11 protein-coding genes are annotated in these 17,238 nt (G+C 62.8%); 3 read left to right on the forward strand and 8 right to left on the reverse strand.

All coding sequences use genetic code 11. The features are described from left to right. Positions 1 to 230 precede the first annotated feature (230 nt). Positions 231 to 437 carry a (2Fe-2S)-binding protein gene (locus ACT6Q8_RS24425; protein WP_054168170.1) on the forward strand — a complete coding sequence of 69 codons (207 nt, stop codon included), beginning with the start codon at positions 231 to 233 and terminating at the stop codon, positions 435 to 437. Positions 438 to 463: 26 nt separating this feature from the next. On the opposite strand, the gene ACT6Q8_RS24430 is transcribed toward ACT6Q8_RS24425, so the two are convergent. Continuing rightward, a complete protein-coding gene (locus ACT6Q8_RS24430) occupies positions 464 to 1,012 on the reverse strand; it encodes a tetratricopeptide repeat protein (protein ID WP_156344602.1) in 549 nt (182 codons plus the stop codon). Between the two features lie 127 nt (positions 1,013 to 1,139). Between ACT6Q8_RS24430 and ACT6Q8_RS24435 the strand changes: the two genes are divergently transcribed. Next, positions 1,140 to 1,745 (forward strand): PAS domain-containing protein, encoded by a 606-nt coding sequence (locus ACT6Q8_RS24435; RefSeq protein ID WP_444739451.1) that lies wholly within the window; start codon positions 1,140 to 1,142, stop codon positions 1,743 to 1,745. Here the strand turns inward: ACT6Q8_RS24435 and ACT6Q8_RS24440 are convergent. Next, positions 1,728 to 3,731 carry a cache domain-containing protein gene (locus ACT6Q8_RS24440; RefSeq protein WP_054168173.1) on the reverse strand — a complete coding sequence of 668 codons (2,004 nt, stop codon included), beginning with the start codon at positions 3,729 to 3,731 and terminating at the stop codon, positions 1,728 to 1,730. The genes ACT6Q8_RS24435 and ACT6Q8_RS24440 overlap by 18 nt on opposite strands. Before the next feature lie 281 nt (positions 3,732 to 4,012). Here ACT6Q8_RS24440 and ACT6Q8_RS24445 point away from each other — a divergent pair, with 281 nt between their 5' ends. Further along, positions 4,013 to 4,423, forward strand: a complete 411-nt coding sequence (locus ACT6Q8_RS24445) for a VOC family protein (protein ID WP_444735129.1) — start codon at positions 4,013 to 4,015, stop codon at positions 4,421 to 4,423. Here ACT6Q8_RS24445 and ACT6Q8_RS24450 read toward each other — a convergent pair. The 6 genes from ACT6Q8_RS24450 to ACT6Q8_RS24475 form a co-directional block, all read right to left on the reverse strand. Next, positions 4,420 to 5,127, reverse strand: a complete 708-nt coding sequence (locus ACT6Q8_RS24450; RefSeq protein WP_444735130.1) for a GDSL-type esterase/lipase family protein — start codon at positions 5,125 to 5,127, stop codon at positions 4,420 to 4,422. The genes ACT6Q8_RS24445 and ACT6Q8_RS24450 overlap by 4 nt on opposite strands. 72 nt (positions 5,128 to 5,199) lie before the next feature. Next, positions 5,200 to 8,100, reverse strand: a complete 2,901-nt coding sequence (locus ACT6Q8_RS24455; RefSeq protein ID WP_444735131.1) for a TIM-barrel domain-containing protein — start codon at positions 8,098 to 8,100, stop codon at positions 5,200 to 5,202. Positions 8,101 to 8,267: 167 nt separating this feature from the next. Continuing rightward, positions 8,268 to 9,890, reverse strand: a complete 1,623-nt coding sequence (locus ACT6Q8_RS24460) for a DUF5597 domain-containing protein (RefSeq protein ID WP_444735132.1) — start codon at positions 9,888 to 9,890, stop codon at positions 8,268 to 8,270. A gap of 34 nt (positions 9,891 to 9,924) precedes the next feature. Beyond that, a complete protein-coding gene (locus ACT6Q8_RS24465) occupies positions 9,925 to 11,442 on the reverse strand; it encodes a tryptophan halogenase family protein (RefSeq protein ID WP_444735133.1) in 1,518 nt (505 codons plus the stop codon). A gap of 144 nt (positions 11,443 to 11,586) precedes the next feature. Then, positions 11,587 to 14,568, reverse strand: a complete 2,982-nt coding sequence (locus ACT6Q8_RS24470; protein WP_054168178.1) for a TonB-dependent receptor — start codon at positions 14,566 to 14,568, stop codon at positions 11,587 to 11,589. An 84-nt stretch (positions 14,569 to 14,652) separates the two neighbouring features. After that, positions 14,653 to 17,226, reverse strand: coding sequence for a glycoside hydrolase family 3 protein (locus ACT6Q8_RS24475; RefSeq protein WP_444735134.1), 2,574 nt, complete (start codon positions 17,224 to 17,226; stop codon positions 14,653 to 14,655). Between the last annotated feature and the right edge of the window lie 12 nt (positions 17,227 to 17,238).

Genomic DNA, 17,238 nt, shown 5'->3' on the forward strand with positions numbered 1-17,238 from the left:
TAATGCTCTCCCATGGCAGCCTCCATTGCTAACCATCTGATTATAAAAGAGAGTCGCACTTCAAAATAGAATCCACCTTTGTCGGCATCAAAAAATTGATAATCTGTATTATGGAAATTATAAAGCCACCTTGTCGCATCTGCGATGCATTCTCATTTTCCCCTAGCATATGCGACTGATTTGCAGTAACTAATGATCATCACACGCTGGTCCGGGGTTTGGCACCGATCATGTATGTCTGCATCTGCAATGCCATCAACTGTAAGACGGTACGCCGGACTGTTGAGGACGGGGCCAGCAGCATAGCCAGTGTGTTCAAGGCCTGCGGCAAGACCCCGCAATGTGGCCGCTGCTTCACCACCATCCGGGAGATGGTGGGCGAAACCAAGGCTGCTAATTGTGACGCCCACATTACCCCGGCCATCGCCGCCGAATAAGGCCTGAAAGTCTCCGTGTCCGCCGGTTAATGCGGGCAGATACCGATATTCCGGATGGAACAGCCGGTGGGGGCGGGTGCGCCCTCCTTCTCCGCCTTTTTCTTGGCGGCTTCCTTCTGCGCCTGTTCCGCCGCGATGCGGCGGGCGCGTTCGGCCTGCATATCGCGCAGTTCCGTATCCTTGCCCAGCCGGCCACTCAACAGCATCAATTGCCGTTCAGCAGACAGAAATAACGGCTCCTCCGAGCTGCCGCCATTCAGCAGCGGTGTGTCATCCTCGCTGCCAGAGACATAGACGATACGGTAAAGACCATAAGCGTCGTCCAGGCGCCCGACCTCCTGATTAACCAGGGCCAACTTATAGCGGGCCGTCATGTCGTCAGGCTTTTCGTCCACCAGCCTGCCATAGAATTCCAGCGCCATGACATAGTCCTTGGCCTTCAACGCGGCGCGTCCCCGGTCACTGTCATCATTCATGAAAGGGTTCACCGGCTGTGCCCAGCGCGGGGTCAGGCAGCCAGGCAGGACCAGCAGAAGCGACAGGGCAAGGCAGGACAGGGGCAAGCGGCGGATCATCTTCATCCTCGGGCGGGAACGGGCCGTCATGGTGATCCTATCACGCTGGCCCGCCGCGTCGCCTGCTTGATTGTTTGTTTGCTGACACGCCCTGCTCGCGCATAAGCTGTTGCCAAGACATACAGGGATGGGCATGCAGCCGGGCTGGGAAAACAATATCGATGCGGATATGGCGGCCCTGACCACAGATCGCGGCATGCTGGCCCTGTTGCGCCACTGGTGTCAGGCCCGTGCCGCCAATGATGGCACGTTGCCGGTGCGGGCACAGATGGACCCGTGCGACCTGCCCCGGTCGATCCTGCCCTTCATGTTCATCTATGAACGGCAGGGGGACCGGTTGCGCTGCCGCCTGTCGGGCACGCGGATGCGCGATCTGTTCGGGAATGACGGGACCGGCCTGTTCCTGGATCAGATGATCGCACCGCACAGCGTGCCGAGCCGCAGCGCCCTGTTCCACCGCACCCTGGATGGCGGCCTTCCCCTGCTCTATCGCGGGTTTCTGGTGCCGGTGGGCAAAGGCTGGCGCGGGTTCAACCGGCTGCTGCTGCCCGTGGCGGTGCGGGCGGGAGAGCCGGCGACACAGGTGATGGGCATGGTCCGGGTGTTCGATCCGCCGCCGGGTGCGGCGGCACTGGCTGGGGCGGATGCAGATGGTCTGCTGTCCGCCCGGCTGCTGGATGACAGCGAATGCCGGGCGGCCATCGACAGAATGGGATCAGGCCGCGTGCTGTAGCACCGTTTCAATCTGCCGCGTCGTCGCCTCATCCAGGCGGAACTGCACGCGCAGCACGCCGTCCCCCACCGTCACCACCCGGCCTGTCAGGGTGACACCGCGCAGGCCGGACAGGTCCAGTTCGTCCCCCACCGCCACCGCAAGATCGGTGCGGATGGCGGCACCGCCCGCCGACAGGTCGGTGACATGGCCCTGTGCCGCCGCCTGGCTGCCCTTGCCGCGCGGGGTCAGGGTGACCGGCAGATCGACATTGTGTCGTTCAAAGGCGCGGCGTTCGCCGGCCCGGTCGATAGCCAGCAAGAATTCCTCCACCTCCTGGCGCAGTTGTTCGGCCTGTTCCGACAGCTCACCGGCGGCACCATGCAACTGGGTCGAGGCGGACATGGTGAACTGCGCACCCTCGCGGACGGCACTGATGCTTTCCGACACCTCGCCCGTGCGCCGTGCCGCCTCATGCACATTGCGGCTGATCTCTGCGGTGGCGGCGCCCTGCTGGCTGACGGCGCTGGCAATGGTCCCGGAATTCTGACCGATATTGTCGATGATATCGGCGATGGTGGCGATCATACCGATCGCATCCTCCGCTGCGATCTGGACCGCACTTGCCTGACGGGCGATATCGTCGGTGGCGCGGGCTGTCTGTCCGGCCAGGCTTTTCACCTCGCCAGCGACGACGGCGAAGCCCTTGCCCGCCTCCCCTGCCCTGGCGGCCTCGATGGTGGCATTCAGGGCCAGAAGGTTGGTCTGGCTGGCAATATCGTTGATCAGGCCGACAACGCCCTGCACATTGGCGGCAACCTCCGACAGTTCGGATACGATGCGGCGGGCATTGTGGGCCTTGTCCACGGCCTCCGCCGTGATTTGGGCCGTGAGACTGACCTGTCGGCCAATCTCGGCGCTGGACGCGGACAGTTCCTCTGTCGCGGCGGCCACCGTCTGGGCATTGTCACGGGCCACGCCGGCATTTTCCGCGACGGTGGCCGAACGCTGGCCCGTCATTTCCGCCTGCTGCTGCAACCCGCCGGACGTAGCCTCCAGCTCTGTCGCGGCGGCGGCCACGGTGCGCAGCTTGCCGGCCACCGCCAGCTTGAAATCACGCGTCAGCACTTCCAGCGCGCGGCGGCGGCGTTCTTTCGCTTCCTCCTCCCGCTGTTTTTCCGTCTCCAGCAAGCGGGCACGCAGGGCATTGTCGCGGAAGATGGCGACGGCGCGGGCCATGGCCCCGATCTCATTGGCGGCCTTTGCCTCCGGCACCTCCACCTCCAGCCGGCCCTCCGCCAGATCACGCATGATCGCGGTCAGGGCCGACAAGGGCCGGGCCAGGGTACGGGCAATGGCGCTGGAGCAGGCCGCAGACAGACCGCCCAGGATGATAACGGCTGCCACCTGAATCAGCAGCAATTCGCGATGCTTGCGGCTGACATCATCCAGATAGACGCCGGAACCGACGACCCAGTTCCATTCCGGGACCAGGGCCACGAAGGAGATTTTGTCCACCGGCTGATCGAAGCCGGGTTTGGGCCATTTATAGGGCACGAAGCCGGCCTTGTCCGGCCCGGTGGCCATGCGGACCATGTCGCGGAACATCAGGGTGCCCGCCGGATCCTTGAAATCCGACATGTCCTTGCCATCCAGTTCCGCCTTGATCGGGTGCATGACCATGCGATGGGCGGTGTCGTTGACCCAGACATATTCACCGGCAAAGCGCATGGCCTTCACGGCGGCCAATGCGCGTGCCTGCGCTTCTTCCCGCGTCAGGGTGCCGGCCTTTTCCTGCGCCGCATAGGCATGGACGACGCTGGTCGCCCCCTCCACGGCGGCGCGTGCACTGCTGCTGTAGCGATCCTGGAGCTGCGCATATTGCTGTTCGCTGGTCAGGAAGGCGAAGCACACCAGACCCAGAGCCGAAATCAGGACGATCAGACCCAGGCGCTTGGAGATTGAACTATTGTTGATCCAAGTATAAATATTCGCCAACCGCATCATTTTACCACCGTCTTTTATTTATGCTTTCCTGAGTTTCTATTCAGGTTTTTTGCTGTGTCTATATCGCTGAAGAAGACTTTCTCAGCAAATGGCAATTAGGCATTGATGTCTCCGACACCATTCAACTGCCGTTAACTTAAACGCTAACCCCTTGATTCATCGTCACCGGGTGATCAAATTGATGGGCAAGGCGATCCAGTTTGCGCCTTTTCGGGGCCTGTCCGCGTCGCCGTGTCGCACGGGACCGGACTGGGTCAATAGCCGGCATGGGGAGAGATGTGATGGCACCGCCGTTCGACCTTCTGGGGCTGGACCATATCGTCCTGCGGGTACGCGATGTCGAACGGATGATCGGCTTCTACCGCGATGTCCTGGGCTGCTCATTGGAGAAGGTGCAGGCGGAGATTGGGCTCTATCAACTGCGCGCCGGGCGCAGCCTGATTGATCTGGTGCCGCTGGACGGCACGCTTGGCCGCATGGGCGGTTCCGGCCCTGGCGCAGAGGGCCGGAACCTGGAGCATTTCTGTCTGGAAATCAGCCGCTTCGACGATGCGGACATCCGCGCCCACCTTATGGCCCACGGTGTCAGCATCGGCACCACGGGGGAGCGCTATGGGGCGGGCGGCGAAGGGCTGTCGATCTATCTGACTGATCCGGAGGGCAATAATGTGGAACTGAAGGCGCCGGCTTAAATACCAGCCAACGCCTTCAGCGCCACCGGCCCCATGGCCAGATAACCGGCGCGATTGGGATGCACCGGGTCCAGGCCCAGTTCCGCCTGCAGGCCCTTGTTCGCATCGGCCAGGACCGGCCAGTAATCGATATAAGTGTGGCCCTGGTCGCGGCAGAAACCGGCGATCCAGGCATTCAGCGCCAGAATGCGCTCCGTCGGGTCACCCACCGATTTGCGCCAATAGACGTCGCGTGCCGGCGGCACGGACCCAATAAAAACCTTCATCCCCGCAGCCCTGGCCAGCAAGGCCATTGCGGCCAGATTGTCATGGGTCAGGGCCGGGTCATAGGTGCCGCCATTTTCGGCGACATCGTTGGTGCCGGCCAGGATATGGACTGCGCGCGGGGCTAGGTCCAGCACATCAGGCGTGAAGCGCAGCAGCATCTGTGACGTAGTCTGCCCAGAAATGCCGCGCCCGATAAAGCCATGGGTGGGGAAGAAGGCGCCGTCATGTTCGGGCCGCGCCCAGTTCTCCGTAATGCTGTCCCCCATGAACACCACGCGCCGCCTGTCAGCGGGCAGGGCCTTGTCGGTAGCATTGGCGGCGGCGTAGCGGGCGCGATTGGCCCAGTCCAGCGCCTGCACCGGCTCCGCCGCACCCGCCCGTGTCACGGCCAGCATTGGCAACAGGGGAGCGGTGGCAAGCAGATGACGGCGGTTCATGGCGATCCCTTTGAAATCAGAACCAGGGGGTCGGGTGAGGTTTTTGCCCCACCCGACCATCGGGCATTATGCTTAACGCTTCACGACAAGCTGCTTGCCGTCATACACCACCTCACGCTCACCCTTCACGTTGAAGTCTGCGGCCTTGGTGTTCTGGCCGTCGATCCAGCGGACGCGGATGGTGCGCTTTTCCGGCATACCGGGGAACGAACCCTGGCGGTCGGCGATGGTCAGTTCGCCATTGGCCTGGTTCCAGGACAGTTTGATGCGGCTGAACTCACCCTTTTCATAGCCATAGGTGGTGCCTTCATCCTCATAGAGGTCGAAGCTGCCATCGGCCCCGGCATAGATATTGATCAGCAGGGAACCATCCTGCTTCTCCGCCGTGGACTGCACCGCCGGGCCGGTCGGGATGATCGCCCCTTCCCGCACGAACAGCGGGATACGGGTCAGCGGTGCATCCACCGTCACCTCCTGCCCGCCACTGACCTTCTCACCCGTGTAGAAATCCACCCAGTTGGCGCCAGCGGGCAGATAGACGGCCTTGGTGGTGGCACCCTGTGTGTAGACGGGGGCGACCAGGATGCTGGGGCCGAACAGGTACTGTGTGCCCAGATCCTTCACCTTGGCATCGGCGGGGAAATCCTGCGCCAGGGCGCGCATGATGGTCCCGTCCTTATGCCAGGTGTCGCCGGCCAGGGTGTAAATATAGGGTAGCAGGCTGTAACGCAGCTTGGTGTACCAAACCATGGACTGGTAAATGTCCGAGCTTTCCGGCGCGATATTATAGATCTCGCGCAGCGGGAACTGCCCGTGGGAACGGAACAGCGGGCTGAACGCCCCGAACTGGAACCAGCGCAGGTTCAACTCACGCCATTCGGCCTGATCCTCCGCCTTCATCGGTTGCGCCTCGAACCGCTTTTCAACGGAGAAGCCGCCGATATCGGTGGTCCAGTTGGGCAGGCCCGACAGGCTGGTATTAATGCCCGCCGCGATCTGATGCTCCAGATCGACAAAGCGTGAGACCACGTCGCCCGACCAGACAGCCATGCCATGGCGCTGCTGCCCGGCAAAGCCGGATCGGGTCAGGATGAAGCTGCGCTGTCCGCCATCGTCACGGCGTTCGCCCTCATACACGGCCTTGGTCTGCATCAGGGGGTAGGAGTTGAAGAAGGCAGAGCCCGGACCCATCGCCGTCGGCCCGATGCGCAGCTTCACCTCCTCAATCGGCAGGTTGGAATGGACGTCCGGTTCGGTATTGTCCAGCCACCAGGCATCGACCTTCAGCACGTTCAGCTTGTCCCGCATTTGCCGCCAGTAAATATCGCGCGCCTCCTGGCTGTAGGGATCGTAATGGGCGTTTAGATAGCCATCGCCGATCCAATCGCGCTCCCCCTTCTCCACATTGCGGCGATAGATGTAGCCCTTGGCGTCCAGCTCCTTGTAATGCTCCGTATTGGGGTAGAATTTCGGCCAGACGGAGATCATGAAGCGGGCGTTCAGCTTGTGGATTTCGTTCACCATGCCAGCCGGATCGGGGAAGCGTGACTTGTCGAAATCGTGGCTGCCCCAGCTATCCTCGGGCCAGTAGTTCCAGTCCAGAACGATGTTATCCAGCGGAATGCCGCGCTTGCGGTATTCCTTGACGGTGCCCACCACCTCATCCTGGGTCTTATACCGTTCCCGGCTCTGCCAGAACCCATAGGCCCAGCGCGGCAGCATCACGGACTTGCCCGTCAGTTGCCTGTAACCGGCGATGACGCCGTCGATGTCGTCACCGGCGATGACATAGTAATCCAGGGCGTTGGCCACTTCTGACGACAGGGTCAGGGCGTTGCGCTGTTCAGGCGGCAGCGGGGCCTGGTGCGACACGCCGATGTAGCCGCCATCGGGCTGCCAGACGATGCGGATGTCGTGCTGCTTGCCGGCTTCCAAGGCCACCTCAAAATTATGGAACCAAGGGTTCCAGTTCTGCCGCCAGCGATGGATCACTTCCTTGCCATCGATGAAGACGGTGGCATAGCCGGACGAATAAAGCTGGAACTTGTGGGTGCCGGCCTTGTCCGTGCTGATCTTGCCTTCCCAGGTGACCTTCTGACCCGGTGTGTCGCGGGTCTTGTCGGGCCGGCGGTTGCCGCCGACTTCAGCAGGCCAGTTCAGCAGATCATCCAGATCGCGCCAGTCGATCTTGCTCTCCCGGCGGATCAGCTTGGTCTCGCCATCCTTGGTATAGGTGGCGGTCAGCGCCCCTTCCTTACCCTCGGCATCGAACAGCTTCAGGCTGCCATCCAGATCGGCATAATCATGCGGCACGCCGAAGCGGGTGATGGAGTTATTGTCCCACAGCACGCCGTAATTGCGGCTGGACACCACGAACGGAACGGCGATGTCCATATTGTGCTGGGCCAGACGCAGGTCTTCACCATTCCAGTTCAGCACCCCATTCTGATGCTGGCCCAGGCCGTAAAACGCCTCATCCGTGCCGGGGTTGAAGGTCTGGCTGATCGTGTAATAGTCACGGTCCAGAACCTTCACGGGCGCAATCGCACCCCGGTCCTTCTCGGCCAGCAGCGGGTTGCCCGTCTTGTCCAGAAAGCGGACGGTACCGGTGGCGAGCGTCAGTTCCGCCGTCAGCTCCGGGGTCTTCAGCCGGGCGACCTTGCCATCCTGCTCCACGGTGAAGCCACCATTGGCGGGACCGGCCACGGTGATCAGGCTGGCCGGGATGTCCAGGCTGTCGGTCGGCACCGCCGTAACGCGGATCGTACGGTCATTGATGACCTGCAGACGCAGCTTCTTTGCCGGTCCCGACGACAGGGTTGCGACCAGACCGTCCGGGGTCTGCTGTATGGCACCCGGCTGCACCGCCTGGGCCACTTTGTCGCCGCCGGATTTGGCGCCGCCATCGCAACCGGCCAGCAGCAGCAGCGGCAGAAGGGCCGCGCGGGCCAGCATCATGGATCGGAAAGTCATGCGTCGTTTTCTCCCTGTCAAACTGCCAATATCGTTGTGGTGAAGGGGGTTCCCTCACCCTCCCACCGCTACGCGGCGGGCCCCTCCCTCTCCCGCAAGCGGGCGAGGGGCTAAAATTTCTTCCCTCGCGAACGAAGGTGGGAGGGTGAGGGCAACCCGTTCGCCCCTCACTTCGTCGGATACGTCCCCAACTTCACCCGCAACAACTGCGCCCGGTCGGTCAGGTTCAGGCCGTAATCGGTCTGGTCACCGTTCCACACCCGGTTGATGACCCAGGTGCCGTCAACAAACCGCCCCTCCTCCACCCGGTCATAGATGCGGCCCCTCCCATCGCGCGTGCTGATGAAATCCACCCGCGCATGCACACCGGTGATCAGGTAATCATCCTTGCCCATCTCGATCACCACGGCTCCCCCCTTGGGCACCGGGTTGCCGGGCGGCTTTTCCATGCCGAACTGGCCCAGACCGTAGGACAGTTCCACCTTCCACGGTGCATCGCCCAGGGTGATCTGTTCGGCATGCACCGCCTCCGGCTCTGCTCCACCCCAGACCCTTCCCTTCAGGCTGCGTTCCGCGATCAGGTCGGCGATGGGCGTGACAGTGCGGTAGGCCAGGGCGAACGGTGCCAGGGTTTCGGGTGTCACTTTCTCCGCGCCCAAGGGCGCATTGGCGTAGCCGGTATAGTCCAGGCCAAACGGGCTGAACCCTATACCCTGCTGCCCCAGAACCGCGAACAGATAGCGGGCATAGACCGCCTTGCTGCCCATTTCCGCCACCATCAGGGCGTTATCGGGGCGGCCATATTGTCCCAGCGTCTTGGTGTAGGGCGCATAGCCATCCATGTAGATGTCGGGGGCCAGGAAGTCGATATGCGGGGCCGCCGCCTTCCAGATATCCAGCACGTTCCAGGTGGGACCACCGGATGAGTAATTGTACGGGTCCTGATCGTTGAACGGGTCGCGGAGCGCGGCGTTCACATACATGGGCAGGTCGTATTCCTGCTGACCCGCCGCTGCCACCTCGTCACAATAGCGTCCGATATGCCAGGCGTGGAAGAATTCGTCGGCATCCTTGCCGAACACGGTTTTCCAGTTGCCGGGCTTCTTGTTCATGGCCTTGACCAGTTCGGCTGGAACCGGGCCATTGAAAAGCTTTTCCGCCTCCTTACCATGGTCACGGATGGCCCCATAGGTGCCAACCTCATTCTGAACCTGGACCATGATGACGGTGCGCTGCGGGTCCACCTTCTTCAGGTGGCGCATCAGGGTGGCAAAGGCGCGTTTATCGGCCTCCAGCGTTTCCTTGCCATGGGGGGACAGGGAATTGCGGATAATGCCTTTGGCTTCCACCACGCGCGGGAAGCGGTCATTGTTCAGCTTGACCCAGGCCGGCGCATAGTTGGGGCCGTTGTTCTTCCAGGTCGCGAACCAGAGCGGGATCAGCCGTACATTGTTGGCCCGTGCCTGCTCCAGCAGATGGTCGACAAAGCTGAAATCGAACTGGCCTTCCTTGGGCTCGATCTGTTCCCAGGCAATGGGAACCTGAAGCGTGTTGGCCCCCACCTCCTTCACCGCCGGCCAGACATAGGGCAAGGCGGCGGGATAGTTGCTGGAATTATTGACCTGCGCGCCCAGGATCAGGAACGGCTTGCCATCGACCAGCAGGGCATGGCGCCCATCCTGCGTCACCATGCGTGGCAACGGGGCATCGGCGGCCAGGGCCGGGCCGGCGGAGAGAGCAAGCGACAGCAGACCAGCGGCCAGCAGGCGGGAAAAGCGGGAAACAGGCATCACGGCTCCGTTGGGGGTCGGGTGCTGACAAGGCTCAGGCGGCGGTGGCCGGCGCCTTGCAATGACGGTCGATGAAATCGCGGTGGGCCGGCATGGTGGCGACCGCCCGCTGCACATAGTCACGATGGCGGGACAGGCGCTGCTGCAACTCCCCCGCCGCCATGATGTCGGCCATCGGGTCGTACCCGAGCGGGTCCACCCCCTGGCCCAGGAACACGGCAAGCCAACTGGCCTCCGCGAACAACTGCCCATCAAAGCGGGCGATGCGGCCACGGGCACGGAACAGGTCGATCTTGTGCCGCAAACTGTCCGGGATCTGCATGGTGCGGCAATAGTTCCAGAAGTCGCTATCGTCCCGTTCCGTCGCATTGTAATGCAGGATCAGGAAGTCGCGGATCTGCTCATACTCGATCTCGCTCAGCCGGTTGAACTCGTCCCGTGTCGCCTGATCCCGGATATCGGTGGGGATCAGGGCCAGCAGGCGGAACAGGGCCGTCTGGATCAGGTGGATCGAGGTGCTTTCCAAGGGTTCCAGGAACCCGCCAGCAAGCCCGATGCCCAGGACATTGCGCACCCAGGCCTTGTCCCGCCGCCCCGCGGTGAAGCGCAAGGGGCGGGCATCAGCCAGGGGGCGGCCATCCAGATGGCCCAGCAGCAAGCCCTCCGCCTCCTCATCCGACATGAAGGCCGATGAATAGACATGACCATTGCCGATCCGGTGCTGCAACGGGATGCGCCATTGCCAGCCCGCGGTATGGGCGGTGGAACGGGTATAGGGTGTGATGTCCCGCCCGCCCTCGCAAGGAACCGCCAGCGCGCGGTCGCAGGGCAGCCAGCGGCTCCAGTCCTTGAACCCCACGCCCAGCGTCTGACCCAGCAACAGGGAGCGGAAGCCGGAGCAATCGATGAACAGGTCACCCCCGACGCTGCCGCCATCGGCCAGGTCGAGCGCGGTGATATAGCCATCTTCGGCCCGCTGTCGGATGCCGGTGATCCGCCCCTCGATCCGCGTCACGCCCAGCCCTGTTGCGAAATCGCGCAGGTAGGCGGCGTAAAGGGCGGCGTCGAAATGATAGGCGTAGGACAGAAGCGGGGCCGAGGCTGGCCCCTGCGGGATTTCGGGCGCGAACCTTCCCTGCCGCGCCGCCACGATGGCGGGGCAGTAGTCACCGATGTCGGTGCCGTCGCCCAGCACGCGGGCACGCAGCCAGTAATGGTGGAAGGACACGGCATCGATATTGGCGCCGTAGCTGCCGAACGGGTGGATATAGCTGTGCCCGGTACGGGTCCAGTTTCGGAACTCAATGCCCAGCTTGAAACTGGCCTGGGTGCGCGCCACGAAGTCGCGCTCCTCAATACCCAGCAGCTGGTTGAAGAACTGAATGGGCGGGATCGTCGCCTCGCCCACGCCGACAGTGCCAATCTCAGCCGATTCAATCAGGGTGATACGGCCCAGACGGCCCTTGGTCGCCTTGGCCAAAAGGGCGGCCGTCATCCATCCGGCGGTGCCGCCGCCGACGATGGTGATGTCGAGAGCCTTTGCCTGCATCATCCCTCCTCCCCCTACCATCTGCGCCTTTCCGGCGTCTGCGGTAACGGTAACACGGTCTTTGATCAGAAGAAAAAGAAGCCCGGACCGGTGTTGCCACCGGTCCGGAAGTTTCCAGCCCTGGGAGGGGCGTGGGGACTGTCGAAATCAATAATTGGCGCGCAGCACGAAGGTGTAGCGCCGGTCGGCATCCACCCAATTGTGCATGGTCAGCTTGCCCGGAAACCCGACCAGCACCTTGGTGCGGGAATTGGACAGGTTCGCCGCCTCAACACCGGCCTTGATATGGTCGTTGATGGTGAAGAAGGCGGAGGCATCCAGCTGCCCGTAATCATCCGCCCAGGCCGGGATATTGATATTCGCCGCCGTGGTGGTAAGCAGGTAACGCTCACGCCAGTTCCAGGCCAGACGCAGGGAGATGGGGCCCTTTTCGTACAGGCCCTGAATGTTGTAGGACCATTTTGACATGCCCTCCAACGGCAGGTTGGTCGATCCCTGGACATTGGCCTGCTGGTTGGCATCGAACGGATTGACGGCTGCGTTGCGCGTGCCCTTGGACTCGATATGCGTGATGTTGGCCTGCAGACCCAGCCCGCTGAACGGGTCGGGCAGGAAGTCGTAGAACTGTGAATAGGCCAGTTCGAAGCCCTTGATGCTGCCCTTGCCCGCATTGTAGGGCCGCGTCGCAAAGACATCGCGGGTCACGCCGTTATTGGTGAATTTCACCGTCTGCAGCGTGTTGGTGATGAAGTCATAGATGTCCTTGTAGAACACCACGCCTGTCAGGCTGCCCGTCGGCGCGAAATACCATTCCAGCGAGGTATCGAACTGGTTGGAGCGCAGGGGCTTCAGGTCCGGGTTACCGGCACTGCCCTTGAACTGATAGACGCAGTCGGTGACATCGCCGGGACCGGCCCCGCTCTGGCAGGTATTGCCGACCAGATGACCGCCATCGGCGGAGATATTGGCTGTCGCCTGCAGCTGCTGCAGGTCGGGACGGACGATGGAGCTGCCGGCGGCAAAGCGCCATTGCAGTTCGTCCGTCAGCTTCACACGCACATTCAGGCTGGGCAGGAAGTAATCATAGGTCCGCCCCCCTTCAAGCGATGACCGCGCCCCGTTCAGGAAACGCAGATCATCGGCAAGCGCGCTATTGGGATTGATATTGATGCCCGTGGCCGACTGTACCACGGAGAAGCCCTGGCCCTTGGTTTCGGTATGGACGTAGCGAAGGCCGATATTGCCATCGACATCCTTATCCTCACCGAACAACTTCACCTGATTGGTAAAGCGGATCAGGCCATAGGCGGCCCAGGTTTCCTCCGACTGCCGGTTCACGCCGCCGCCACCGCCGGTCTGTGCCTCGTAATCGCCGTTGAAGGGACGCCAGCCGGTGGCCCAATCGGGTTCCAGCTGGATGGAGCGGACTGCGGCGGCACCCTTCACATAATCCTTGGCCAGACGGCCGTCGGGGACCAGGAAATTGCCCGGCAGCTGAATGGCGCCGCGCATGAAATCATCATCGCCATAGCTGTAATACGGGACCTTGGAGCCCGCCTTATCCAGGGTGGCGAGACCGGCGCCGGTCCAGTTCTGGCTGATCCAGCCCCAGTTATAGTTGCTGTCGCGTGTCACAGCCTCGCGCTTGTTGTGGCGCACGCCGAACCGGGCTGACGACAGCCAGTCATCGTCGAATGTGTATTCCGTGTCGAACCGTTCGGCCCACTGATCCGCCTGATTGCGCTGATGGTTGTCCATCGCAGCGTTGTAGTAATAGTTGGCGGGATTGTTGCGATAGCTGTCGGCGATGGACAGGGTCACCTTGGGCAGGCCGCCCGACAGGTCCAGGGTGGAGGCCGGCACAGCGGTGCCACTCGGCATCTGGTTGAACAGCGTGAAGTCGATCGCCTTGGTCTTCGACTTCACATACTGGACATCGCCGCTGAAGGACCAGCGGTCGTTCGGATTGAACTTGATGTTCAGCGAGGCATCTTCGGTGGTCGAATAACGGCGGTTCCAGCGGGCGTCCAGCAGGTCGATATCCTGTGTCGTGCCTTTGCCATCGGCCTGATTGGCGATGGTGCCCTTGATGAAATAGCCACGATCATCATAGGTGAAGCTGGTGCCCGCCGCCGGACCATTGGCCGACCCAGTATTCAAGCCCACCACATGTTCGAGTGCTGCCTGTTCGGCGGCAGAGCGCAGATATTGCGCGGTAATGTCCCAGCGTGCGTCAGGCCGCCACTGCACCACGCCGGCCACACCGAAACGTTCCCGCTCGAAATCCAGGGTGCGGTAGCCCCAGCCATCGGGAACATAGACCGTCTTGCCCGGTGCGACGCCGGCAATGTAGTTGCCCGGCTTGTTGGTGGCGTTCGGGTCGGCGCCCACACGCTCGCGATAGGCATTGACGGAGAAGGTGTCGGCGCGGGTGGACAGTTCGGAATAAGCGACATCGAACAGCACGCCGAATTCGCCCAGCTTGTTACTTTCCCACCGGTCGGAATAAAGGACGGAGCCGGACGGCTTCGCCTCCTTGCGCAGGTCGGTATAGGAATAATCGACGGAACCGGCGAGGATGCGGCCCTTGGCATCGAACGGCGTGCGGGTGCGCAGATTGACCACGCCGCCCAGACCGCCCTCGATCAGGTCAGCTGACGGATTCTTATAGACATCGACCCCGGCCATCAGTTCCGGCGGCACATCCTCAAACCCCAGGGCGCGGCCATTATTGGCACCGAAACTGTCGCGGCCATTGAATTCGCCGCGCACCAGCGACAGGCCACGGATCTGCACGCCGCTGCCTTCGATGGACAGACGGTCGGCGTCCCGGCCATTGGCGGTGCGACCGATGGTGATACCGGGAATGCGCTGCAGAACCTCGGTCACCGACCGGTCCGGCAGGGCGCCGATATCGACGGCGGTGACGCTGTCCACCAGCTGTTCTGCATTCTGTTTGATCGCCTGTGCCGACTGCACCTGCGCACGGATGCCAGTAACGATGATTTCTTCAAGCTGACCGCCATTGTCGGCAGTCTGGGCCAGTGCCGCCTGCACTGGAAACAGCGCTGTCAATGCGATCAGCGATGCGCCCCGGCAAATACCCTTTCGGACCTTGCTCCCACTCATCTCAAAATCCCCCCTTACGGTTTTCTTTGGCTGTGACTGGCATGGTGACCGCCATGCCCCTGGAAAACGTCCCCGCCTGTCGGGTCAGGGACGCATAATGGCGGCAGGACAGATGGCATCGGACACATCCGACACGATCCTGACCGTCGCGATGGAAAGGCCGGCGGGTGCCCCCGAGGCCAGGGTGAAAGGTGTCTCAACCGCCTTCAGCTGTGCGCCCGCCTGCTTGAAACAGGACAGGCGCAGCTTCACCGACCGCCATTGCCCCACGGGCGATGCGGCCAGGGTCGGCGTCAGGTCCAGGGCGGCCCCCTGCCCGATGGCAATCCGCACGGGACCCGCCGGTGCCTGATCGACGCGGTAATCCAGCAGCAGGGCATTACCCAGGGACAGGCGGTCCAGGTCCAGCACCGGTCCACCCGTGACGGTCAGGGCGGCATCGCCCTTGCCCGTCCAGGTCAGCGCCCGCCCCGCCCCCTGCAGCCCGCCGGCATCGACGGGCCGCAGCGACAAGGCCTCCCCCACTGCTACCGTGCTGCCGTCATTGCCGACGGGCACCTGCACCGCGCCCTGGCGCAAGGTGAATTTCCACGGCGCCGGGTTGCGGCCCCGCGCGAACCAGGTGTCGGTATTGGCCGAAGCCGGCGACACGCCCGATTGCTCGGGCAAGGGTTGCGCCAGCACGGCAGCGGCCTTGGATGTGCCCGCATAATCCAGGCCATAGCCAAGCGGGAACAGCGGCGCATATCCCGCCTGCCCCTTGTTCAACACGGCCTGCGCCGCATTGGCAGGCCAGGAGAAGGACAGGCGGCCCTTGAAATCGCGGCGCGGCTTGCCCGTCCGGTCACCGATCAGGACATCGGCGATGGCCCCGCCCTCGCTGCCCGGAAGCCAGGCGGCGACAAAGGCATCGGATGCATTGATCTCCGGATTGACCCAGAGCGGGCGGCCAGACAGGAACACGGCGACCACCGGAATGCCGCGCGCCCGCAGGTTTTTCAGCAAGGCCAGATCGGATTTGTCACCCGGCTGATATTCCAGGGTCGGGATATCGCCCTGCCCCTCGGCATAGGGCATTTCGCCGAAGACCACGATGGCGGCATCGACCTTGTCACCGGCGCTGCCGTCAACGGACAGGATGGCTTCGCCCCCCTGTGCCGACAATGTTTCCTTCAAGCCCGCATAGATCGACTGCGCATTGGGGAAGTCGCTGTTCTTGTTCCCCGTCCCCTGCCAGGACAAGGACCAGCCCCCCGATTGCCGCCCAATATCATTGGCACCGCTGCCGGCCACCAGCACCCTGGCGTTGGCTTTCAGCGGCAGGATATTGCCCTGGTTTTTCAGCAGGACCAGTGACTTGGCCGCCGCCTCCCGTGCCAGGGCACGGTGGTCGGCGCTGCCCAGCAGTTCGCCCCTGCCCTCCAGCGGACGGGCGGCATCAAACAGGCCCAGGCGGAACTTCACACGCAGGATTCGGCGCACGGCATCATCCAGGCGGGCCATGGGAATGGTCCCCGCCTTGACCTGCGCCACCATGTTCTTGAACAGCGCCTTCCAGTCATAGGGCGCCATCAGCATGTCGATGCCGGCCATCACGGAGGCGACGCAATCATCCTCCTTGCAGCCCGGTACCTGGGCATGACCGTTCCAGTCGCTGATCACGAACCCGTCGAAGCCCCAGCGATCCTTCAACACGCCATTCAGCAAGGTGCCATTGCCATGCATCTTCACCCCCCGCCAGGAGGAGAAGCTGACCATGACCGTCATGGCCCCGGCCTGAAGCGCGGGCGGATATCCCGCGGCATGGATGCGGATCAGATATTCCTCACCAACCGCAGTGTCACCCTGGTCGATGCCGTTGGTGGTGCCGCCATCGCCCAGGAAGTGCTTGGCCGACGCGGCCACCCGGCCCTTCTGGACAGCGCTGTCAGAACCCGCCGGCGAGTAGGCGCCCTGCAGGCCCTCTACCATCGCGCCGGCATAGCGGCGCACAAGGTCCGGGTCTTCGGAATAACCTTCATAGGTGCGGCCCCAGCGGTCATCCTGTGGGACAGCCAGGGTGGGAGCGAAGGCCCAGTCGATACCGGATGCCGCCGTTTCCAGTGCTGTCGCGGCACCGATGCGCCGGATCAGGTCGGGATCGTTGGCAGCACCCAGGCCAATATTGTGCGGGAACAGCGTGGCCCCGACGACATTGCTGTTCCCGTGGACGGCATCGATGCCGAAAATCAGGGGGATCGGCTCATGACCCGTACGTTGTTCCAGGGCAACGGCGCGCAGTGCGCGGGCCGTATCGACCCAGGGACCAATGCCCGACCGGTCCGGCGCGTTGAACGGTGCGCTGTCGCCACCGGCCAGGACGGAGCCCAGCGGATAGTCACGCAGATCCGACGGTTTGATGGAGGGAAGATCGGCCTGAATCATCTGACCCACCTTTTCCTCCACACTCATCCGCGACAGCAGAGCGGTGATCTTCGCCTCGGTCGCGGCATCGGCCAGCTTCGGCGCCTTAACCATGGGCCAGCGCGCGGGATCGGCAATACCGGCCTTGCCATCGGAGCCGGGCGGCACCGATCCGGCAATGATACCGGTGGCAAAGAACATGGTTGCCGACAGGCCGCCGGCAATACCGGCCATAAGGATGGTGCGCAGCTTCATCGAAAGCCTTCC

Origin of the sequence: Niveispirillum sp. (assembly GCF_052437035.1) — a bacterium.
Taxonomy (GTDB): Bacteria; Pseudomonadota; Alphaproteobacteria; order Azospirillales; family Azospirillaceae; genus Niveispirillum.